21 protein-coding genes and 1 tRNA gene are annotated in these 20,654 nt (G+C 68.1%); 5 read left to right on the plus strand and 17 right to left on the minus strand.

Annotated elements, in window-relative coordinates; all coding sequences use genetic code 11:
- Nucleotides 1-51 precede the first annotated feature (51 nt).
- The 4 genes from WBN46_RS05085 to WBN46_RS05100 all read right to left on the minus strand — a co-directional run bounded on the left by WBN46_RS05085 (nucleotide 52) and on the right by WBN46_RS05100 (nucleotide 3,731).
- Nucleotides 52-528 (minus strand): hypothetical protein, encoded by a 477-nt coding sequence (locus WBN46_RS05085; protein WP_337730564.1) that lies wholly within the window; start codon nucleotides 526-528, stop codon nucleotides 52-54.
- 289 nt (nucleotides 529-817) lie between these two features.
- The gene (gene rimK, locus WBN46_RS05090; protein ID WP_192200258.1) at nucleotides 818-1,693 is read right to left on the minus strand and encodes a 30S ribosomal protein S6--L-glutamate ligase; all 876 of its coding nucleotides are present in this window, start codon (nucleotides 1,691-1,693) and stop codon (nucleotides 818-820) included.
- Between the two features lie 85 nt (nucleotides 1,694-1,778).
- Nucleotides 1,779-1,852: transfer RNA gene (locus WBN46_RS05095), tRNA-Gly, on the minus strand.
- A gap of 79 nt (nucleotides 1,853-1,931) precedes the next feature.
- Nucleotides 1,932-3,731: an autotransporter domain-containing protein gene (locus WBN46_RS05100; RefSeq protein WP_337730885.1), complete on the minus strand. Its 1,800-nt coding sequence runs from the start codon at nucleotides 3,729-3,731 to the stop codon at nucleotides 1,932-1,934.
- Nucleotides 3,732-3,903: 172 nt separating this feature from the next.
- Between WBN46_RS05100 and thiS the strand changes: the two genes are divergently transcribed.
- Genes thiS through WBN46_RS05125 form a run of 5 tightly spaced genes read left to right on the plus strand, consistent with a single transcriptional unit; the run spans nucleotide 3,904 to nucleotide 7,980 of the window.
- On the plus strand, nucleotides 3,904-4,104 hold the full coding sequence (gene thiS, locus WBN46_RS05105) for a sulfur carrier protein ThiS (RefSeq protein WP_337730565.1): 201 nt from the start codon (nucleotides 3,904-3,906) through the stop codon (nucleotides 4,102-4,104).
- A gap of 60 nt (nucleotides 4,105-4,164) precedes the next feature.
- Nucleotides 4,165-4,959 (plus strand): thiazole synthase, encoded by a 795-nt coding sequence (locus WBN46_RS05110; protein ID WP_192200256.1) that lies wholly within the window; start codon nucleotides 4,165-4,167, stop codon nucleotides 4,957-4,959.
- Between the two features lie 4 nt (nucleotides 4,960-4,963).
- Nucleotides 4,964-5,698, plus strand: a complete 735-nt coding sequence (gene trmB, locus WBN46_RS05115) for a tRNA (guanosine(46)-N7)-methyltransferase TrmB (protein ID WP_337730566.1) — start codon at nucleotides 4,964-4,966, stop codon at nucleotides 5,696-5,698.
- Nucleotides 5,699-5,731: 33 nt separating this feature from the next.
- On the plus strand, nucleotides 5,732-7,600 hold the full coding sequence (locus WBN46_RS05120; protein ID WP_337730567.1) for an SLC13 family permease: 1,869 nt from the start codon (nucleotides 5,732-5,734) through the stop codon (nucleotides 7,598-7,600).
- Entirely contained in the window at nucleotides 7,597-7,980 is a 384-nt protein-coding gene (locus tag WBN46_RS05125) for an ACT domain-containing protein (protein ID WP_337730568.1), read from the plus strand. Before WBN46_RS05120 ends, WBN46_RS05125 begins: the two co-directional genes overlap by 4 nt.
- Nucleotides 7,981-7,995: 15 nt before the next feature.
- Here WBN46_RS05125 and WBN46_RS05130 read toward each other — a convergent pair whose 3' ends face one another.
- The 13 genes from WBN46_RS05130 to WBN46_RS05190 form a co-directional block, all read right to left on the minus strand.
- Nucleotides 7,996-8,853: a glycosyltransferase family 2 protein gene (locus WBN46_RS05130; protein ID WP_337730569.1), complete on the minus strand. Its 858-nt coding sequence runs from the start codon at nucleotides 8,851-8,853 to the stop codon at nucleotides 7,996-7,998.
- Nucleotides 8,837-9,685 carry a glycosyltransferase gene (locus tag WBN46_RS05135; protein WP_337730570.1) on the minus strand — a complete coding sequence of 283 codons (849 nt, stop codon included), beginning with the start codon at nucleotides 9,683-9,685 and terminating at the stop codon, nucleotides 8,837-8,839. The genes WBN46_RS05130 and WBN46_RS05135 overlap by 17 nt, the downstream gene beginning before the upstream one ends.
- Nucleotides 9,682-11,889, minus strand: coding sequence for a type II secretion system secretin GspD (gspD, locus tag WBN46_RS05140; protein WP_337730571.1), 2,208 nt, complete (start codon nucleotides 11,887-11,889; stop codon nucleotides 9,682-9,684). Before gspD ends, WBN46_RS05135 begins: the two co-directional genes overlap by 4 nt.
- A gap of 9 nt (nucleotides 11,890-11,898) precedes the next feature.
- Complete coding sequence (locus WBN46_RS05145) at nucleotides 11,899-12,744, minus strand: hypothetical protein (protein ID WP_337730572.1); 846 nt, start codon at nucleotides 12,742-12,744, stop codon at nucleotides 11,899-11,901.
- Nucleotides 12,734-13,342 (minus strand): type II secretion system protein GspM, encoded by a 609-nt coding sequence (gene gspM, locus WBN46_RS05150; protein ID WP_337730573.1) that lies wholly within the window; start codon nucleotides 13,340-13,342, stop codon nucleotides 12,734-12,736. The genes WBN46_RS05145 and gspM overlap by 11 nt, the downstream gene beginning before the upstream one ends.
- Complete coding sequence (locus WBN46_RS05155; RefSeq protein ID WP_337730574.1) at nucleotides 13,335-14,477, minus strand: PilN domain-containing protein; 1,143 nt, start codon at nucleotides 14,475-14,477, stop codon at nucleotides 13,335-13,337. The genes gspM and WBN46_RS05155 overlap by 8 nt, the downstream gene beginning before the upstream one ends.
- A complete protein-coding gene (locus WBN46_RS05160; protein ID WP_337730575.1) occupies nucleotides 14,474-15,325 on the minus strand; it encodes a type II secretion system minor pseudopilin GspK in 852 nt (283 codons plus the stop codon). Before WBN46_RS05160 ends, WBN46_RS05155 begins: the two co-directional genes overlap by 4 nt.
- Complete coding sequence (locus WBN46_RS05165; RefSeq protein WP_337730576.1) at nucleotides 15,322-15,990, minus strand: prepilin-type N-terminal cleavage/methylation domain-containing protein; 669 nt, start codon at nucleotides 15,988-15,990, stop codon at nucleotides 15,322-15,324. Before WBN46_RS05165 ends, WBN46_RS05160 begins: the two co-directional genes overlap by 4 nt.
- Entirely contained in the window at nucleotides 15,987-16,418 is a 432-nt protein-coding gene (locus WBN46_RS05170; protein WP_337730577.1) for a prepilin-type N-terminal cleavage/methylation domain-containing protein, read from the minus strand. Before WBN46_RS05170 ends, WBN46_RS05165 begins: the two co-directional genes overlap by 4 nt.
- Nucleotides 16,415-16,861, minus strand: coding sequence for a GspH/FimT family pseudopilin (locus tag WBN46_RS05175; protein WP_337730886.1), 447 nt, complete (start codon nucleotides 16,859-16,861; stop codon nucleotides 16,415-16,417). Before WBN46_RS05175 ends, WBN46_RS05170 begins: the two co-directional genes overlap by 4 nt.
- An 81-nt stretch (nucleotides 16,862-16,942) precedes the next feature.
- Entirely contained in the window at nucleotides 16,943-17,368 is a 426-nt protein-coding gene (gene gspG, locus WBN46_RS05180; protein ID WP_225590914.1) for a type II secretion system major pseudopilin GspG, read from the minus strand.
- A gap of 31 nt (nucleotides 17,369-17,399) precedes the next feature.
- Entirely contained in the window at nucleotides 17,400-18,614 is a 1,215-nt protein-coding gene (locus WBN46_RS05185) for a type II secretion system F family protein (RefSeq protein WP_337730578.1), read from the minus strand.
- 127 nt (nucleotides 18,615-18,741) lie between these two features.
- On the minus strand, nucleotides 18,742-20,541 hold the full coding sequence (locus tag WBN46_RS05190; protein WP_337730579.1) for a S8 family peptidase: 1,800 nt from the start codon (nucleotides 20,539-20,541) through the stop codon (nucleotides 18,742-18,744).
- Nucleotides 20,542-20,654: the final 113 nt, after the last annotated feature.

Raw genomic sequence — 20,654 nt, forward strand, 5'->3', positions numbered from 1 at the left:
GATGGCCCGGCTGCAGGGTCGCCTGAACGACCGGCACTGGACCTTCGCCCCTCAACTGCCCTTGTTGTAGGTCCCCGAGGGGTTACGGCGCATCACTTCCTGCGCGTCCTGGGCATCGCGACGACGTTCCGCAACCGTCTTGCACTGGGTCGTCGTCCGCAGCGACCCGATCTGTGCCTCGCGACGGCAGACAAGACGGCTGTCGGCGGCGGCCTGGGACAGGATCTGGTTGATTTCGTTCTGCTCGTTGACCAGCTGGGTTTTCTGCTCGGGGTTCAAGGACCCGCCACTCTCGTTGATGATCGCGGCAAACCGGGCAAGGGATTCCTTGACCTTGGCACGGTCGGCGGTCGCGATCTCGACATAGGTTTCGCCGTCGTCCAATTGCTTCTGGATCAGCTCGACCTGTTCGGGCAGCGGCTTGTCGAGATCCAGCGCTTGCGGTTTGGTGGACTTGTCGCGGGGAGCGCCGTGGGCGGTCGCTGCCAACAGCAGCAGCATCAATGCCATGAAGGGAGGGCGACGCATGCTGCTTCCTTACGTGATGGGGATTACCGAATTTAGCCAACGGGACCCATGCCAGCAAGTATCGGAAGGGCTGGCTGAGAAAAACAAAGGCCCAAGCGGGCTTCCACCCGCTTGGGCCAAACTAATGCCCCGATTACCGTAAACCTGTGCTTTCCAGATGCAAACACCGGGAGGAACGCAGAGCTGCGGTTCGGACAAGGCTACGCGGGTTTCGATTAAACCACCGTTAAAGAGCGCGTTAATTTCACGTGAAAACAGGATGTTGGGGGCTGCAAAGCGCCCCGTCACCCTATTCAGCGCGTGCGGCGAGGTGCTCCACGATCCGCCCCGCGACGTCCACGCCACACACCGCCTCGATGCCTTCCAGTCCCGGGGTCGAGTTGACCTCGAGGACCAAGGGGCCACGCTTCGCGCGGATCAGGTCCACGCCCGCCACGCCCAGACCCAGTACCCGTGCCGCCCGTATGGCGACGGCGCATTCCTCTTCCGTGGCCACCGCGTGCTGGGCCGTGCCGCCCCGATGCAGGTTGGACCGGAAGTCACCCTCCGGGGCCTGGCGGCGCATCGACGCCACCACCTCGTCACCGACCACGAAGCAGCGCAGGTCGGCCCCCTCGGCCTCCGCGATGAATTCCTGTACCACGAAGCTGGCATACAGGCCGCGCAGGGCCTCGACGACGCTGCGGGACGCGGATGGCTTCTCCGTCAGCATCACGCCGGCCCCCTGGGCGCCTTCGTTCAACTTGATGACGTGCGGAGGGGGACCCAGCATCGAAAGCAGGTCGTGGGTATCGTCCGGGTTGTCGCCGAAGACGGTCACCGGCAGATCGATCCCCTGCGCCGCCAGCAACTGGTGCGTGCGCAGCTTGTCGCGTGCACGCAGGATGGCATCCGACGGGTTGGGACTGTACGTCCCCATGAGCTCGAACTGCCGCAGCACGGCCGTGCCGTAGCGCGTGATGGAGGCGCCGATGCGCGGGATGACCGCATCGTAGTCCGCCAGCGACCTGCCCTTGTAGTGCAGTTGGAAGCCGGTGGACGCGATGCGCATGTAGCAGCGCAGCGGGTCCAGCACCCGCGCCGTGTGGCCACGCTGGCGCGCGGCCTCGACGAGACGTCGTGTGGAATACAGCTTGCCGTTGCGCGACAGGATGGCGAGCTTCATGGGTGGGCAATCACGGGGGCCGGGCACAGCATGCCACGCACGGGATACCGGGCGATGACAGGACGCGGGAAAGGGAATGCGGAGATGGAGCGGGTGATGGGAATCGAACCCACGCTAGCAGCTTGGGAAGCTGCAGTTCTACCATTGAACTACACCCGCACGATGCGGCGAGTCTATGCCGCAGGACGCGGCAAGGCAATGCGGCGCCGTCATTCGGCGCCGCATCGCGGGTCGTGCATCAGAAGTTGCCGCTCAAGGTCATGAACGCCGTGGTGTTGGTCCCGCCGCCCTGGTTGACCGTCGTGTTCACGCCCAGGTTGGCGTCGAAGCCGAACAGCCGCGTGCGCGCACCCAACAGCAACGTCCCGTAGCTGTCATCGGTGTCCAGGCCAGGTACCGCATAGGGCGCGGTGCCCGGCAACGACAGGGCCTGCGCGAAGACTTCTTCCGCCGGGTCCTCGAATTCCCTGTCCACCGTCAGCCGGGCATAGGGCGCCAAGTGATCGTTGATCGCGTAGCTGACCTGCCAGCCCGCACTGCCGATCAATGAATCGAAATCCTGGTCCGGATACGCCAACGCCGTCGAATTGACGTTGCTTTCGGTGTAGCCATCCATCTCGATGGTCTGGGACACGACACTCACCATGGGACCATGGCGGAACGCACCCTCGCCGAATTCGTAGCCGGCGCTTGCACCCACCGTCAGGTTGGTGCCGTCCGGTGAGCCGCTGTGCCGGCGGGTCACGCCACCCAGCTGCACTTCGCGGTCCACGTCGTACGAGAGCCAGCTGTAGCTGACCTGCGCGTTGGTCCACAGGTGGTCGCCGTACCAGCCGGCAAAACCGCCCAGCGTGGCATCGGATTCGTCGAAGCTGCCGCGACGCAGGCCGAAGTCGTACTTCGCGCGACCGTAACCGGCGAAGGCGCCGTAGACCCAGGAGCCCTTCGACCAGTCGACGCCGAAGGTTCCCATCGGGCCCGCGCCGTCGTACAGGTCGCCATCACCGTAGCGCAGGAAGTCGCCCCGGACGTCACCCCACCAGCGCATGCCGTCGCCGTCCGGCTTGCCGGCCACGTGTGACGCCACGCGGTCTGCGCGCGCGCGCCCATGCACGGAAGCGGTGTAAGGCAGCAGCGCGATCTGGCGCGGGCCTTCCAGCATCGCCACCGCGTATTGCGACAGGATGCCGTGGGCCTTCGACGACGGATGCACGCCATCGGCGAAGGCATACACGTCCGGCGCGTTCGGGGTGGCGTAGTTGAGCGGGCTGCAGGTGACCGAGGATGCGGTGATCTGCGGATTGCAGGCGGTCCCGGTGACATTGCCGAAGCCGTATTCCGCCGGACTGGCGACGATCTCGCGCAGCAGCGTGAAGGTATCCAGCGGGATCACCCGCAGGCCGGCCGTGTTGATGGCCCCGAAGAGCGCATTGTTGTAGGTCGTGGCCAGCTGCGTGCCGGCGGCCGCGCTCGCAGGTCCCTGTGCGCGGAACGACGGCGTGACGCCCAGGTCGGGTACGGTCGGCACCAGGATGTAGCGCGCACCCGCATTCTGCAGCGTCCCGATGATGCCGACCTGCGCCGTGACCGCGCCGCCGATGGTGGTGGTCGGGTTGGCGCCGGCAACCACGGCGAACAGGTCGTTCGCCCCGCCCCAGACGGTGTACAGCGCGTTCGGATCGGCGCGGCCGCCATTGGCCGACAGGTAGCTGGTCAGCTGCGTGGTCATCGACGGGATCGGGCCCAGCGCACCCGCCGTATTGGTGCCGACGCGCGCACCACCGACGGCGTAGTTGGTGCCGCCCTGGTTGGCGCTGCCAGCGCCCGTGCCGTAGTACTCGGCCAGGTACTCGGACCACACCAGGCCCGGATTGGTGGTGAAGCGGCCCAGCAAGGCGCCGTTCGGCCCCACCGCCTGGACCAGCGCCGGGCGGAAGTGGCCGGAATCGGTCAGGCTGTCACCGAAGAAGATGGTCTGGGAGTACGGGTTGTCGCCTGCCAGGGCAGGGGCGGCCGCCACCGCCAGCGCAACGGTCAGCAGCGAGCGGACGGGCGAAAAGGAACGCTTCATGGAATCTCCGGGGCAAGGGATGGTCGACTGCGCGCCGGCTCTGCCGTACGGCTGCGCATGGCGCGCATCGTTCCACCAAGCCCGCCGGCGCACACGCTGCAATGCGGCAAGCGCCCGGGCCATCGGCGACAATGGCGGCATGGACATCCACTTGAACGGGCAGCCGCTGGCGCTGCCGGACCACAGTACCGTCGCCACCCTCCTCCACCTGCAAGGCCTGGCCGAGCGCCGGGTGGCGATCGAGGTCAATGGCGAGATCATCCCGCGCGGACAGCACGCACGGTGCGTGCTGCAGGCGGATGACCGTGTCGAGATCGTGCACGCACTGGGCGGCGGCTGAAACTGCGGATCGATCCGGGTCGGCGGGACGCACCGGCATGACATGGGCGATAATCGCCGCATGTCCAACACCGCCCCCCATGACCCGCTGGTGATCGCGGGCAAGACCTATCGTTCCCGCCTGCTCACCGGCACCGGCAAGTTCAAGGATTTCGAGGAAACCCGCCTGGCCACCGAGGCCGCGGGCGCCGAAATCGTCACTGTCGCCATCCGCCGCACCAACCTGGGCCAGTCGCCCAACGAGCCCAACCTGCTCGACGTGCTGCCGCCGGACCGCTACACCATCCTGCCCAATACCGCCGGCTGCTATACGGCCGACGATGCCGTACGCACCTGCCGGCTGGCGCGCGAACTGCTCGACGGCCACACGCTGGTGAAACTGGAAGTGCTGGGCGACCAGAAGACCCTCTACCCGGATGTCGTGCAGACCCTGGCCGCAGCTGAAAAGCTGGTGGCCGACGGCTTCGACGTGATGGTCTACACCAGCGACGACCCGATCCTGGCCCGTCGCCTGGAGGAGATCGGCTGCGTCGCGGTGATGCCCCTGGCCGCCCCCATCGGCTCCGGCCTGGGCGTGCAGAACAAGTACAACCTGCTGGAAATCATCGAGAACGCCAAGGTGCCCGTGCTGGTCGATGCCGGGGTCGGCACCGCCTCCGACGCCGCCATCGCGATGGAACTCGGCTGCGACGGCGTGCTGATGAACACCGCCATCGCCGGCGCGAAGTACCCGGTGCTGATGGCCAGCGCCATGAAGAAGGCCGTGGAAGCAGGACGCGAAGCCTTCCTGGCCGGACGCATTCCGCGCAAGCGCAACGCTTCGGCCTCCAGCCCGATCGACGGCCTGATCGGCTGAACCGATGACGGACCCGTTCTCCAGTTCCGGCGCCAAGGCCCCGCCCAAGCCCTTCACGATCAGCGAAGGCCGACGCGAAATCCGCAGCTTCGTGCTGCGGCAGGGCCGCTTCACCGACGCCCAGCAGCGCGCATTCGACACGCAATGGCCGCGCTTCGGGCTGGACTACACGGGCGCGCCACGCGACTACGACGCTGTGTTCGGCCGCACCGCACCGCGCGTGCTCGAGATCGGCTTCGGCAACGGCGAAGCCCTGCGCTTCGCGGCGGCCCGCGACAAGGACCGCGACTACCTCGGTCTGGAAGTGCATGCGCCCGGCGTGGGCCGCCTGTTGAATGCACTGGCCGAAGACGGCAGCGACCACGTCCGTGTCTACCACCACGATGCGGTGGAAGTGCTGCAGCACGAGGTGGCCGACGGCTCTCTCGACGAAGTCCGCATCTACTTCCCCGACCCGTGGCACAAAAAGCGCCACAACAAGCGCCGGCTGGTGCAGCCCGACTTCGCGGCGCTCATCGCGCGCAAGCTGCGCCCGGGCGGCCGCCTGCATTGCGCCACCGACTGGGAAGCCTATGCCGAGCACATGTGGGACGTGCTGGACGCGACGCCGGGACTGGCCAACCGCGCCGGCCCGCGCGGCAGCGTGCCGCGCCCCGACTGGCGGCCGCAGACGCATTTCGAGACCCGCGGCCAGAAGCTCGGCCACGGGGTGTGGGATCTTCTGTACGACCGCGAGTAATACCGCAGCACGCACCAGGAAACCGACCGCGACATGGAAAACGCGCTGACGCTGACCAACGACATGAAGCTCGTCCTCGGGCTGGTCGGCTTCACGATGGCGATGTTCCTGTTCGAACGCATCCGCGCGGATCTGGTCGCCCTGGTCGTGCTGGTGGTCCTGGGCATCACCGGGCTGATCGCGCCGGAAGAGATCTTCGGCGGCTTCTCGGGCAACGCGGTGATGAGCATCATCGCCACCATGATCCTCGGTGCGGGACTGGACCGCACGGGTGCGCTCAACCGCCTCGCCTCCTGGCTGCTGCGGCGTGGACATGGCATCGAGCAGCGGCTGCTGCTGATGACCACCGCCATCGCCAGCCTCAACTCCTCCTTCATGCAGAACCCATCGGTGATGGCGCTGTTCATGCCGGTCGCCTCGCGGCTGTCGTCGCGCACCGGACTGTCGTTGCAGCGCCTGTTGCTGCCCATTGCCGCCGCCATCGTCATGGGCGGCGCGTTCACCATGGTCGGCAACTCGCCGCTGATCCTGCTCAACGACCTGCTGGTCTCCGCCAACAACAACCTGCCCTCCGGCATGGCCACGCTGGAGCCGCTGCGCATGTTCGCGCCGCTGCCGATCGGACTGGCGCTGGTCGCGGCGTCGCTGCTGTACTTCCGCTTCCATGGCGACCGGAAGTTGAAGGAGGAAACCCCTGACGCTGACGGTGCCGTCACCCCGGCACGCACCGAGAGCTACTTCGCCAATACCTACGGCATCGAAGGCGACGTGTTCGAACTGGTGGTCACCGCGGAAAGCCCGCTGGTGGGCATGTCGCTGGGCGAGGCCGAAGCGCTTCACGATGCGCCGTTGATGCTGGCCCTGCAGACGGGCAACGATACGCGGCTCGCACCGCCGGCCGACATGCGGATCTGGGTGGGCAGCGTGCTGGGCGTGATGGGCACGCGGCAGGAGGTGGGCGATTTCGCCCAGAACCAGTTCCTGCGCATGTCCTCGCGCCTGCGCCACTTCGGCGACCTGTTCAACCCGAGCCGCGCCGGCATCTCCGAGGCCGTGGTGCCGCCGACCTCCAGGTTCATCGGCAAGACCGCGCGCGAGCTGCGCCTGCGCAAGCAGAACGGCATCAGCCTGCTGGCGATCAACCGCGACAAGAAGGTCATCCGTGACAACGTGCGCGAGGAGAAGCTGCGCGCCGGCGACATGCTGGTGTTCCACAGCATCTGGCAGGACCTGGGACTGGCCGCCGAGAGCCGCGACTTCGTGGTGGTGACGGACTATCCGAAGGGCGAACAGCGTCCGCACAAGTTCAAGATCGCGATGACCATCTTCGCCATCACCATCATCATCGCGTTGACGTCCAAGCTGCCGGTCGCGCTGACCCTGATGACCGGCGTGGCCGGCATGCTGCTGACCGGCGTCCTGCGCATGGACGAAGCCTATAGCGCGATCAACTGGAAGACCGTGTTCCTGATGGCCGGCCTGATCCCGCTGGGCTGGGCGATGGACAGCAGCGGCGCTGCCGCCTGGGTGGCCGGGCACACGGTCGAACGACTGCCCGAGGGCATCCCCGTGTGGGCGCTGGAGATCGCCATCGCGCTGCTGACCACCGCCTTCTCGCTGGTCATCAGCCATGTCGGGGCCACCATCGTGATGGTGCCGATGGCGATCAACCTGGCGTTGGCGGCGGGTGGAAATCCCACCGCGTTCGCGCTGATCGTGGCGCTGTCGGCGTCCAACAACCTGATGACGGCCTCGAATCCGGTGATTTCGATGATCGTCGGCCCGGCCAACTACACCTCGCGCCAGCTGTGGCGCGTCGGCGGCCCCCTGTCGCTGATCTACACCATGGTCGTCGTGCTCGCGGTCAACGCCCTGTTCTGGTGGAACGGACGCCCAGGATGACGTCGCTGGCGCTGTCCCTGCTTCCCGGTCGCTACGCGGTCGCGCAACTGCCTGCGGATTCCGCGCTACCGGCGTGGTGGCCTAGCACCGGCATGCGACACGCCGGCTGGACCGATGACGAACTGTCGCTGGTCTGCGAAGAAGCGCATGTCCCCGGGAACGTGCGCTGCCAGCGTGGCTGGCGCATGTTCAAGCTGCAGGGGCCCTTCGATTTCGCCCTGACCGGCATCCTGAAGGCGGTGCTGGATCCGCTGGCGGCAGCGGGCATCGGGATCTTCGCACTGTCGACTTACGACACGGATTACGTGCTGGTGCAGGCACCTCGGCTGGACGAAGCCCTGTCGGCGTTGCGCGACGCTGGTCACCGCATCGACGCTTGAAGGACCGCCGCTACGTCACCGGCGCCGCAGCAGGATGCGCGCGGCCACCGCGCCGAAGTGCAACCAGATCGCACCAAACACGCCCACCCGGGTAGCCATTCCGCATCGTGCGGCTTCGAACTTGCAGAAGTAGCGCCACAGGCCGCGGTGCTTGTGCCATTCCACGAACACCGGCCGCGCACGGCTCGATACGCCACGGATATGCAGCACGCGGATGTCGTTGGCGACGGCGACCTTCGCACCCGCCGCGCGTGCGCGACGGCAGAGGTCCATGTCCTCGGCATGCAGGCGATAGCCTTCGTCGAACCCGTCGATCCTGTCGAACAGCGCGCGCGGCATCAGCATCAACGCGCCCGACACGATGTCCACCGGCTGCAGCACTTGCCCGTCATCGACCGGCACCGCCAGCCTGGACGCCGCGCCCGGCGAACGCAGCATCGCGGTGAACAGAGGATCGCGACGACGCGCTGCCGCATCGCGCACGCCGCCCTCGTCCACCAGGTCAACGCCCAGCAACACCTCGCCCGCCGCATGGCGGGCGTGCGCGCGCAACCGCGACAGCGTGTCGGCCTCCACCATCAGATCGGGATTCACGAACGCCAACCAGGGCGCATGCGTATCGCGTGCACCCTGGTTGCAGCCGACCGCGAAGCCGGGATTGTCGGGATTGGCGATGAAGCGCAAGCGCGCATCCTGCAGCGCGTGGCGCTGCACGATCTCCATCGTGTCGTCGGTGGAGGCATTGTCCACCACGCGGATCTCGTCCACGCCATGCGCCGTGCGCAGCCGCATCAGGCAGTCGTCGATGCTGGTGGCGCTCTCATGCGTCACCACCACCACAGCGATGCCGGCCGCCTCAACCGAAGAGGTCACGCTGGCGCTCCGGTGATCCCGCTTCGGCGTACAGCGCACCCAACCGTTCGCGCGGCTCGTGCAACGGATCCTCCATCAGGAACGTTGCCAGCCGCGGCGTGAAGGCGGGCCAGCGTGCGTTCAAGGCGTCCATGTCGCCATCGGCAGGACCGCCCTCGCCTCCGCGCGCCACGAAGGCGGTCTCGCACAGGGCGTTGCGCCACCCCAGCCCGGCCAGGCGCAGCGACAGGTCGACCAGCGCGGCGTACCACGAGCCGTAGCTCGCGGCATCCAGGCCGCCGACGCGCTTGCGGGCGCTGCCACGCAACGCCACCGCGTGCGCGACAGCCGCCGGAAGCTCCGGATGCAGCGGCGCCATCGCCGCGCAGGCATGCGCCGTGCGTTCGAAATCCGTGGGGGGCGGGCTCACTTCGCCGAGCCGTGGCCAGGCAGCGGCTTCGCCCGCATTGCACCAGGGCGTGGCGGTGGCGATGGCGGCATCACGGGCGAAACAGGCGGCCAGTTGCTGCAGCCAACCCGGCAAGGGCTGCGCATCCGGTGCCAGCACCACCACGTCGGCATCGCCGCAGGCCGCGAGCATCTGGTCCACATGCGCGACTTCGCCCAGCATGCGCGGCCGTCGCGTGTAGTCGGCCTGCAGGCGCGTACGCGTCAGCCAGCGCTCGATGATGGCCAGGCCGCGAGGACCGGCCTGCGCGTCGTCGGCCAGCCACAGGCGCGTCCCGGCCGGTGTCCCGGCTTCCAGTGCACCCAGGCAGGCGTCGAGTGCATCGTCATCGGTGCCGATGGGCAGCAGGACGATGGGCAGGGACGATGCGACGGATGGTGTCACTTGTCGCGCGGCGTGTTCAGGGGTTCCAGCGCGCGGAAGCGCTTGCCGTACTCGTCGGTCAGGTCGTTCGCTTCCTGCGGGTTGCTGACGATGGTCGGCGTCAGCAGCACGATCACTTCGCTGCGCTCGGTGCCGGTGGTCTTCCTGCCGAACAGGCCACCGATGATCGGCAGGCGGCTCAGGCCCGGAATGCCGGACGATCCCTGGGTCGCCGTGTCGCTGATCAGGCCCGCCAGCATCACCGTGTTGCCGGCCTGCACGGCACCCTCGGTCTTGAAGCGGCGCGTGTTGATGCGCACGTTGCCGTTGGCGTCCGGCTCGCTGCCGGGCGAGCTGACTTCCTGCACGATATCGAGGAACACCATGCCGTCCCGGGTCACGCGCGGGCGCACCTTGAGGATCACGCCCGTATCCAGGTACTGCACCTGGCTGTAGGTGTTGTCGGTGCCCAGTCCCGGATTGACGGTGACGGACGATATCGGGATGCGGCTGCCCACATTGAGCGTGGCTTCGGCGTTGTTGCGCACGAAGATGGAGGGCGTCTGCAGCAGGCGCACGTCGGACACTTCGTCCAGCGCGGTGATGACGGCCGCCGCGTCGTTCTTGACCAGCGTCCACACGGCCCCCGCGCCGCCTACGCCCCCGATGCTGCCGGCGAGCGTGCTCCACTTGCTGGGCCCACCCGCACCGGGCGCAGCGAAGGGACCGAGGCCGTTGTCGGTCATCGCGCGTTCCAGGTACCAGTTCACGCCGTAGCTCAGGTCGCCGGTCAGCGACACTTCCGCGATCTGCGCTTCGATGTGGACCTGCAACGGCATCACGTCGAGCTTCTCGACCACCTCGCGGATCGATTGCCAGGCGCTGGCGCTGGCACGCACCAGCAGGGTGTTGGTCTCTTCCACGGCGGCCACGCCCACGCGACTGCCGTCGACATCCAGCGTCACCGCGCCGTTGCCGCTGTCACGCTGGTTGAGCGAGAGCGACCCGCCACCCAGTCCGGCACTGCCGGAACTGCTGCTGCCCGAGCCACCGAAATCGACCGAGCCGCCGGTACCGCCCATGCCGCCGTCGTTGATCTGCACGGGATCGGTGCCCGGCATCAGCGACACATTACCTGGCCCGCCGGTGGAACGGTCATCGCCTCCGGAACCACTACCCGACGCGCCGAACACTTCCGCCAGCCGCTGCGCGAGTTCGCGCGCCTTGACGTACTTCAGCTCGTACGAAAACAACCGGCTGCCTTCGCCCGCACCGTCGATGCGCTCCAGCCACTGCTGGATCTGGTCGAGATAGGCCGGCTGCGGGGTGATCACCAGCACCGCATTCGCGCCTTCCAGCGGCATGAAGCGGAACATGCCGGCGCTGGGCGTCTTGCTGTCGTTGCCGAACACCTTCTCCAGGTCGGCGACCACGCGCGTGGCGCGACCGGACTGGAGCGGGAACACGCCCACCGACATGCCCGACAGCCAGTCCACGTCGAAGATCTCGACGGTGCGGAGATAGTTCTCCAGTTCCGAGCGGGTGCCGGCGAGCGTGATGACGTTGCGGGTGGCGTCGGTGTTGACAATGGCGTTGGGCCGCGCGTAGGGCTCCAGCACCTTCTTCATCTCGCTGGCGGAGATGAAACGCAGCGGCACCACGCGCACCTCGAAACCACGCGCATTGGCGGGGCTGCCGGTACCGGGCGCCACGCTGCCGGCCAGGGCCTGGTCGGCGGGCACGATGTTGTAGCGGCCACCGCTGTAGACCAGCCGGGCGTTGTTCCAGCCCAGCACCATTTCCAGCAGGTTATACGCTTCGGCCGGCGACACCGGCTTGGGTGTGCCCAGCGTGACCGTGCCCTGCACGCCCGGGGCGATCACGTAGTTCTGCCCCAGCATGTCGCCGAGGATCGCCTTGACCACGGCGTGCACGGATTCGCCTTCGAAATTGAAGGTGGCCGATCCGCTGCTTGCGCTGCCCAGCGACGGCATCGGGGCGGCCGCTGCGCTGCGGTTGATCATCTGGCCGCTGCCACGACGGATCTGCGCCTGCGGACCACCGACCGGCGCCTCGGCTTCCGCCAAGGGTGCGGTCTGCGCGCTGCCGGGCACGACCTCGCCCGGCGGGGTGGTCGCGGAGCGGCGCACATCCGGCACCGGCGCGCTGGCGCAGCCGGCCAGCAGGCCGAGGCAAAGGGAAAACAGGATCACACGTGGCGTCATGCCGGCACTCTACTGTGTCTTGCCGGGCGTTGCCGGCGGCGTGGTGGGTTGCGCCTGCTGCTGGCGCAGCTGCGCACGGCGCTGCTCGATGCGCTGGCGGATGGCTTCCATCTGCTGGTCGGTGGTCGTGGCCGGTGCGGCCGTCGCGTCGTTGGCGCGTGGCGGCGAGGGTGCAGGCACTGGCGCCGGCCCCTGCGCAGCCGGCGACGGCACGGTCGGCATGACGGCGGGGGCATTGTTGCCACCGGTCGTGCGGCTGCCCGGCATGGGCGCGGGCATGGGCACACCGGCCGGCGGGACGGCCGTCAGTGGGGGTCCGCCTGGCGCCCCGCCCACGAAGGGCGTGGGCGGCTGGCCGCCGGCGCCGTCGAAGACACGCAGTTCCAGCTCGCGCCGACCTTCGGGGCCATCGAACACGGCCCGGCGCGGTGCCAGTTCGCTCAATCGCCAGCCCGGGAAGCCTGCAGGGGATTCGCCCACCTTCACCCGCAAGCCCTCGCCGCCCTGCGCAGGCTGGACGATGGCCAACTCCAGCGATGGCGTGATCAGCACGCTGCTCAGCACCAGGTCGAAGGCCGGTGCAGCGGCTTCCTCGCCGGACAGGAAGAACGGCTTGGGCCGGCGGTCCTCCGAGAACAGCGGCCGTTCGCCGACCTCCGCGTAGCGGGTCAACGCACCCAGGCGTTCCGGCGGACCGGGAGGCAGGCGTGGCAACGCCTGGACGAGCGCGGGATCGGCGGGCAACGGTGTGATGCGGCCACCCAGCCCGAACAACGCCAGCAGCGCGACCAGCACCGCCCATCCCGCCGTGACGGCGAGGATCCAGGTGCGCGCGGTCCAGGCCTCAAGGCGCACGGGGCGGCTCCTGCACGGCGGCGGGCGTGGGCTTGAGATAACCGTACAGGTCGAAGTTCACGTCCAGCCCGCCTGCACCGCTTTCGCTGGCCTGGAACGCATACCGCTGCGCGAGGATGTTGAGATTCTCGACGAACAACCGCGGGCTGCCGGACTCGATCTGGTGCAGCACCGACGCCAGTTCGGGCGCACCGCAGCGCAGGCGTACCTGCACCACCACGCGCGGATAGACCTCGCGGCCGGCGATCGCCAGCGGCGACTGGTTGGCGATGGCGCAACTGCGGTTGCCGGGACTGGCCTGCCTGACGACGGTTTCCAGTCGCTGCACCAGGCCGGCGGTGGCGAGTTCCACCGTCGCCTCGGGCAGGAACCCCGGACGCTGCGCCTGCTGCGCGAGCGCGGCAGCCAGTTCGCGCTGCACCTGCGGCGCCTGCTCGAGCTGGGTGCGGATGCGCAGCTCGCGGTCGCGCAGTTCCGCCACGCGCACGTTCACTTCCTGCATCGGCACTGTCCACCACGGATGCACCAGCACCAGATAGCCGAGCAGCAGCGCCACCAGCAGCAATACCAGGGCCAGCCAGCGATCACGTTCAGTCACGGCCAGCGGCATCGGCGCCTCCCTGCGTACCCGCGGTGGCGGGTTCCTGCTTGCCCAGCAACTCGGCGGTGAGGGTGAAGCGATCCATGCGCGTGCGCGGGTCGGGCTGTAGCGCCCCGCTCAAGGCGGGATTGCGCCACAGCGGCGATTCCTGCAGCCGTGCGACCAGCCCCGATGCCTCCGGACTGAAGCCGATCAGCGTCAGTCGATCGCCCTCGATGGCCAGTTTCTCGAGATAGGTGTTGTCCGGCAGGCGCCGGGTCACGTCGTCCATCACTTCCAGCGCGGTGGGACGTCGTGCGCTGGTCTGGTTCAACGTGGCCGTACCGGCGACGAGATCGACCAGCTGCTGGCGGCGCGATGCCACCTGGCGCGCCTCGTCGGCGCGGCTGTCCACCTGCGCGGCAAAGGCCTCCGCCGCCGCACGCCGGTTGTCGAGTACCGCCCAGGCACCGAACACCAGGGCGATCAGCGCGACCGCCGCCAGCGCCAGGTGCACACCGCGCTGCGGTGCCTGGCGGGCCACGCGCGCCTCCTCGGGCAACAGGTTCACGCCCAGCGGCCCGCCGTCGGCATCTTCAACATCGGCGCCCGCCAGCTCGCCCGCCAACGACCCCAGCCGGGCCAGGCCGCCGGTGAATGCGGATTTCGGCACCGCCGCCAGTTCGACATCGAGTTGACCGTCGTCGCGGACGCTCAGCACGCGCGCATCGAAACAGGCCTCGTTCGCGGTGAACGGCGTCTGCCGGTCGAGTTCGAACCGCAGCACGTCGCGCAGGCGATCCGCCGCCGCCGCCGGCAACAGCACGCGGCGACGCAGCACCATGCCCGCCGGCACCAACCACCAGCGCGGAAGATTCGCAAGGCGGCTGCCGAGCAGCATGCGCAGTTCGTCGGGCGTGGTCGTGGCAGGCAGGCGCGCCAGCACGTGGCGCTGCGTACCCTCCACCCAGGCCATCTCGAGTTCGTCGTCCTGCTGCCGGAAGAACAGCCGGTCGCGGGTCAGGCCAAGCAGTACGCGCCAGCGCGCCGGCAACCAGGTCGCCAGTGCCTGTCCCCACCACGCCAGGAAACTGCGTGGCCCGGGCCCCAGACGTGCCCGGAACTGCTGCAAGGTGTCGCGTACGCCGCTCATTGTGGTGCCGCTCCCTCCTCCCAGCGCAACAAGGTATAGGCCGAACCCGGTACCGGGCTGGCTCCCGCGCGCACCACTGTCCATAACGACGCCTCGCGGCCATCGGCCAGCCGCGCACGGCTCTCGATACTATACGTGCCGCTGCCGGTACCGACGAGTTCGTTGCTGCCCGTGACACCGGTCGCGTTGCGCTGCGCTAGCCATGCCGTCGCGTCCATCCCCATCGCCGCCAGTACCGGCCCCTGCGCATAGGTGGCGTCGGGTTGCCCACGTCCCGAATACAGAGTGAGGAAGGGCGCCAGCTGCGCGTACAGCGCCGGCGTCATCCCCAGGACCTGTTCGACTTCCGCGATGGTTTCGAACGGCGCGTCCTTGGCACCATAGTCGCGCCCCGCCGCTGCATAGTCGCCATCCTCCGCGCCCCCGACGGGCTGGCTCAGGTTGTCGGCATCGCGCCAGTCCACGATCGCGGCGGCGATCAGGTCGCTCGCGTCGGACGGTTGCCCGAGCGCCTGCATCAGGCGCGACAGCAGGGACACATCCGCCTGATTGAGGTCCACCTTGCCGGTTTCGTCGATGATGCGTACCTGCACGTCATGGCCATCGAACTTCCAGGCATACGCACGGCCATTGGGTTGCCAGTGCGTTTCCGGATTGCGGTCCGCCACGCGCACCAGCGCGTATTCCATGCCGGAGCGCGCGATCTCCTGCGCCACCGCGCCGCGGCTCCCCACCCGTCCCTGCAATGCTTCCATCCTTGCAGTCAACGCGAACGCCCCGACCAGCGCGGTGAGCAGTGCCACCAGCCACAGCACGATCAACAGGGCCGCTCCACGTTGCCATCTCATGGCAGCACCGGATTCGCGCCACCGGGAAGCAGTCCGCCACCCGCACCACCTTCGCTGCGCGCCAGCGTGACCACCAGGTCGGGCCAGCGCCCTCCACGCACCGCATCCATTTCGATCTTCACCTGCAGGGGCAGCATCTCCGATGTTTCCCAGCGGTCCTGCCATGGGCCAAGCCGGTTGTCCGCATCCAGCCCGCGGTAGCGGAAACGCACCGCACGCAGGCCGTCGGTCAGGCGCTCGGCGCGCAGTCCACGCGCCCACAGGTCCACATCTTCCAGTGAGGCATCCGGTTGCGCGACGGCGAACGCGACCTGCAGGCGCCCTTCTCCGTCGAATGCCACGTCGTGCAGATAGGGCCCGCCGTATCCCAGGTAGTCCGGCAGATCGGCCACGAAGCGCATGCGCTGCGGCGTGCCGATGAAACGCGCCTCGCGGAGGGTGCCGCGATCGGTCGCGAACACGATGGGTTGCGCCGATGCCAGCCGTGCGCGCAGGTAACCATGCACGGCACGCATGCGTTCGCTGGCCTGCGCCATGTTCTCGCCGCGCGTGACGACCGCAGTGGACGAACGCAGGGTGGCGAATGCCAGTGCCAGGCCGGCGGCCAGCAATACCAGCGCCACAAGCACCTCGATCAGGGTGAAGCCGCGCTGCGGTGATCTCATGGCAGCGTCGCCTGGTTGATGTCGCGCGGTGCCAGCCGCAACGTCCGCCACTGCAGGGATTGGTCGCGCGCATCGCCCCAGCTCACCACCAGGCGCACATCCAGCAGTTGCGGTGCGCCTGCGTCGCGTTGCGCCCGCGCGGCCAATGGGTCGGCGAACGGCGACACATCCAGTTGCCAGCGGTAGCGGTCGCCATCGAAGCTGCCTTCCTGCCGACCGGGCTGCAGGACTTCGCCGGTACCCAGCTGGGCGAGCAGCGACTGCGCATGCAGCGTGGCGCGGCTACTGTCGGCCGATGTCCGCACCTGCCGGCTCGCGCCCGAGAGCGCGCCGAGCAGCAACGTCAACGCCAGCGCCAGCAGCGCGAACGCGACGATGACTTCGAGCAGGGTGAAGCCGCGTTGCTGCCGTCGCGCGCCAATGCTCATCGCGCAGCGACCGCATCGCGCACCAGGCGCACTTCACCGGTCAGCCATGCCACGTCGGCACTCCACGCCGCCTGTCCAGCCGCGAGGGTCACGCGTCCGCCGGTCGAGCCACCGTCGGGAAAGAAGAGGATCGCACCTTCGCCCGCGCGTTCCTGCGCCTGCCGTGCGCCCGTGAAGCGCACCGACAACGAAGTATCGATGTCGCCATGGCGATCACCGGCGGCCTCCCATCGATGCGCGCGCGGATCCACGAGAAAACGCTGCGGCTGCCCCGTGGCGATGGCGCGTGCACGCGTGTAGCGCAGTTGCGCGGCGATCTCCTTGGATTCAGACCGCAGGCGCATGCCCTCCATGCCTCCGGTGAACATCATCGCCGCCAGCAAGGTGGCGGCCGCCATCAAGGTCATGACGAGCAACGTTTCCAGCAGGGTGAAGCCACCCATCCGCGTCCTGGAGCCCACGGGCCTGGAGGCGGTCACCGGTGAAGTGGCGCTGCGGAATGCCACGATCGCAGGCGCAGGTGCTTATTCGTTCTTGATGTCCGCATTGACGCTGTCGCCGCCCGCCTTGCCATCGGCGCCGAGGCTGATCAGGTCGAAGCGCTGCGCTTCGCCGGGAATGCGGTATTCGATGGGATTCTTCCACGGATCCTGCAGTTCGCTTTCCTTCGCGTACGGTCCCAGCCAGCCGGCCGCGTTGCCCGGCTGCGTCACCAGGTCCGAGAGCTGCGTGGGGTAATGGCCGGTATCCAGCTGATAGGTCTCGACCTTGCCGGACAGCGTCTGCAGCTGCGATTGCGCAAGCTTCACCTTGCCGCTGTCGGCGCCGCCCATCACGCGGCTGCCCACCAGCACCAGGATGCCGCCGATCAGCACCAGCACGATGATGATTTCCAGCAGGCTGAAGCCCTGCTGCGACCTGGGGGAATGGAACGCGTTCATGGGGCGCATGCGGGACATGGTGGCGGACTCTCCAGTGTTCTCAATTGATGGCGCCGGTCAGATCGTACAGCGGGACCAGCACGGCGACGATGACGATGCCCACCACGCCCGCCAGGACCAGCGTGATGGCAGGCACCAGGGCGGCCAGCATACGGTCCAGCACCTGAGCGGTTTCCTGCTCGAAGGTTTCGGCCGTCTTCAGCAGCATGCTGTCCAGGGCACCGGACTCCTCGCCCACCTGGATCATCTGCAGGGCCAGCCGCGGAAAGCGCTTGCCCTTGGCCAGCGACGCGGACAGGCCGTGGCCGTTCTTCACATCCTCGGCGGCGGCATCGACATCGGCCGCCAAAGCCCGATTGCCCAGTACGTTGCGGGCGATGCCCAACGCGGTCAGCAGGGGCACCCCGTTCTTCAGCAGCGTGCCCAGCGTACGCGCCAGGCGCGCGGTTTCCAGCCGGGCCAGCAGCGGCCCCGCCAGCGGCCTGTCCAGCAACCACGCATCCAGCCGGCCACGGAAGACGGGATCGCGGCGGCGACGGTCGAACCAGAGCACCGCCAGCAGCGGCAGCGCGACCAGCACGAACCAGAAATCGCGCACGAAGCTGCCCACCCACAGCACGCCGCGCGTGAACCACGGCAGCGCGACATCCAGGCTTTCGTACATCACCGCGAACTGCGGGACCACGTAGCCCAGCAGGAACAACAGCGCCAGGCCGACCACCACCAGCAGGATGGCCGGATACACCAGGGCATTGACCACGCGCCCCTTCAGCGCGCGGCTGCGCTCCAGGTAATCGCCCAGCCGCTGCAGCGTGTCGTGCAGGCTGCCGCCCGCTTCTCCCGCGCGCACCATGTTGATGTACAGGCGGGAGAAGAGACCGTGCTGGCGGTCCAGCGCGGTGGAGAGCGGCGCACCGCCACGCACGGCATCGCGGATGTCGCTGATGACCCGTCGCGCCTTCTCGTCCTCGGGCAGGTCCAGCAGGATGCCCAGCGCGCGGTCCAGCGGCTGGCCTGCGCCCAGCAGCGTCGCCAGTTGCTGGGTGAACTGCACCAGCCGGCCACCCGCGAATGCATTCGGCCGCCACAACTGGCCCCAGCTGCGCCCACCTCCTGCAACGGCCAGCGCGGCCTCGACCGGCAGGTGGCCCTGCTCCTGCAGGCGCGCCACCACTTCGGCGTCGCTGGCGGCCTCCATCTGGCCTTCCAGCATCTCGCCGTGTGCATCAAGTGCCTTGTAGCGGAAAAGCGGCATGCGGGACGTTGGCCGGGGAATGCGCAAAGTTACCGCATTCCGCCGGGCAACGTCATGCAGGGATACGCGACTGCGACATGAAACGGCCCCGGCATGCCGGGGCCGTCGCAACGCACCCGCACTTGCCTCACGGCGCGGTGAAGCTTCCCCTCAGGCTGACGTTGGCGAACTTCGTCTTGCCCACCAGCGACACGTAGTACGTGCCCGCCTGCGGCGCGGCGATGTTGACCACTTCGTTGTTGCCGGGACGCGCCGACCGCAGGTCGTAGTTCGTCGCCGTGGCCGCACTGCCGAACTTCACGTAGACATCGGCATTGCCGCTGCCGCCAAAGCTGATGAACGACAGACTGGTGGCGCCGGCCGGCACGACGAGGGCGTACTGGATGACGGCGTCCTTCGCGCCCGTGTTGCCGCCGACGGCCACGTTGTTGGTCAGCAAGGTCGCCGTCGGGGGTTGCCCACCGTCGATGACGGACTGTACCGCCGCGGCCGCATTGACGATGCCCGCACCGATCGGCCGGTTGGCGGGCGGTGCGACCGGGAAAGGACGCGCCGTCGACTTCAAGGTGGCCAGGATCTGCGCAGGCGTCAGCGGTGTTTCGGCGACGCTCTGCATCAACGCGACGACCGCCGCCACGTGCGGCGCCGACATCGACGTGCCGCCCATGCCGAAATACGTCTCGGTGGTGGGCACGGTGGTGCCCGCGTTGCCCGTGGACCAGACGTAGCCGCCCGGATTGCCGTCCACGCTGCCACCGCCACCCGGCGCGGAGATGTCGATGCGCGTGCCGTAGTTGGAATACGAGGCGATGCCGCCGGTGATGCGCGTCGCGGCCACGGTGATCACGCCGGCGCAGTTGCCGGGCGAATATCCGCTCACGTTGCCGGCATCGTTGCCGGCTGCCACGACGACCGTGCTGCCGTTCGCGATGGCCTGGTTGAAGGCATTCTGTTCGACGGTGCTGCAGGCACCGGATCCACCCAGGCTCAGGTTGATCACTTCCGCGGGATTCGCGTTGGCGGGCACGCCGGCGACGGTGCCGCCGGAGGCCCAGATCACCGCATCGGAAATGTCCGAGGTGTAACCGCCGCAGCGACCCAGCACGCGTGCGGGCACCACCTTCGCATTGAATGCACCGCCCGCCATGCCCTTGGCGTTGTTGGTCACTTCGGCCACCGTGCCCGCCACGTGGGTGCCGTGCCAGCTGCTGTCCTGCACGGGCGACCCGGCATAGCATTCGCCCGCCACCGGATTCCAGTCGCCCTCGTCGAGCGGATTCGCATCGCGCGCATCGCCGTCGCGGGACACGAAGGTGTCGCTGATGAAATCGTAGCCGGGCAGGATGTTCGCATCGAGATCGCTGTGGGGCGTGATGCCCGTGTCCAGCACGGCCACCACCACGCCTGCGCCCGTCGCGTAGTCCCATGCAGCCGGCAGGTTGATGCCGCCGACGGGATCCTTGAAGTGCCACTGATACTGGTTGTAGTAGGTATCGTTCGGCACGAGGCGTGCGTAGCGGCGCGCATCGACTTCGACGAAGTCCACCTCCGGATCCATCGCCAGCTGCCGCAGCAGGCTCTCCGCCTCCACGCGATCCAGCTTGCGCGACGTCTTCACCAGTTCCGCGCCGATCCCCAGGCGACGGAGTTTCGAAGCGCTCACCGCCTTCCCGTTCGCGGATCCCAGGGCCGCCCGGGATACCGCACCGAGCAACGAACGTTGCAGCGTGGCGGCGTTGGTACGCGCGACGCTGCCGTCCCGGTACTTCACGATGAACCGATCATAGGTTTCGCCGTCGCGCAGACCGGCAGTGCTGACATCGCCCGCCGATGCCGATGTGGCGAACGCTCCGAACGCGATGATTGCGGTGAGCGACGCCACCAAGGGGCGACGACGCGAATTGCGGAAAGAGGAATGTGGATTCACTTGACCTGCTCCATGTCTGCAAGGAAGAACGAACTGGGTAACGCGTTTACGACGTGCCTACTCAACGACTTGCGATTTCCATTTCAAGCGGATCGTCCAGGTACCCCTGTTTA

It is taken from the genome of Pseudoxanthomonas sp. CCNWLW251, from assembly GCF_037402255.1.
In the GTDB taxonomy this organism is placed as follows: Bacteria; Pseudomonadota; Gammaproteobacteria; order Xanthomonadales; family Xanthomonadaceae; genus Pseudoxanthomonas_A.

Coding starts and splice junctions, on each gene's coding strand:
- trmB (WP_337730566.1), top strand. CDS start 4,964: ATGACGGACCCGTTCTCCAGTTCCGGCGCCAAGGCCCCGCCCAAGCCC.
- WBN46_RS05125 (WP_337730568.1), top strand. CDS start 7,597: ATGACGTCGCTGGCGCTGTCCCTGCTTCCCGGTCGCTACGCGGTCGCG.
- gspD (WP_337730571.1), bottom strand. CDS start 11,889: ATGACGCCACGTGTGATCCTGTTTTCCCTTTGCCTCGGCCTGCTGGCC.
- rimK (WP_192200258.1), bottom strand. CDS start 1,693: ATGAAGCTCGCCATCCTGTCGCGCAACGGCAAGCTGTATTCCACACGA.
- thiS (WP_337730565.1), top strand. CDS start 3,904: ATGGACATCCACTTGAACGGGCAGCCGCTGGCGCTGCCGGACCACAGT.
- WBN46_RS05170 (WP_337730577.1), bottom strand. CDS start 16,418: ATGAGCATTGGCGCGCGACGGCAGCAACGCGGCTTCACCCTGCTCGAA.
- WBN46_RS05110 (WP_192200256.1), top strand. CDS start 4,165: ATGTCCAACACCGCCCCCCATGACCCGCTGGTGATCGCGGGCAAGACC.
- WBN46_RS05185 (WP_337730578.1), bottom strand. CDS start 18,614: ATGCCGCTTTTCCGCTACAAGGCACTTGATGCACACGGCGAGATGCTG.
- WBN46_RS05175 (WP_337730886.1), bottom strand. CDS start 16,861: ATGGGTGGCTTCACCCTGCTGGAAACGTTGCTCGTCATGACCTTGATG.
- WBN46_RS05165 (WP_337730576.1), bottom strand. CDS start 15,990: ATGAGATCACCGCAGCGCGGCTTCACCCTGATCGAGGTGCTTGTGGCG.
- WBN46_RS05085 (WP_337730564.1), bottom strand. CDS start 528: ATGCGTCGCCCTCCCTTCATGGCATTGATGCTGCTGCTGTTGGCAGCG.
- WBN46_RS05120 (WP_337730567.1), top strand. CDS start 5,732: ATGGAAAACGCGCTGACGCTGACCAACGACATGAAGCTCGTCCTCGGG.
- gspG (WP_225590914.1), bottom strand. CDS start 17,368: ATGCGCCCCATGAACGCGTTCCATTCCCCCAGGTCGCAGCAGGGCTTC.
- WBN46_RS05160 (WP_337730575.1), bottom strand. CDS start 15,325: ATGAGATGGCAACGTGGAGCGGCCCTGTTGATCGTGCTGTGGCTGGTG.
- WBN46_RS05155 (WP_337730574.1), bottom strand. CDS start 14,477: ATGAGCGGCGTACGCGACACCTTGCAGCAGTTCCGGGCACGTCTGGGG.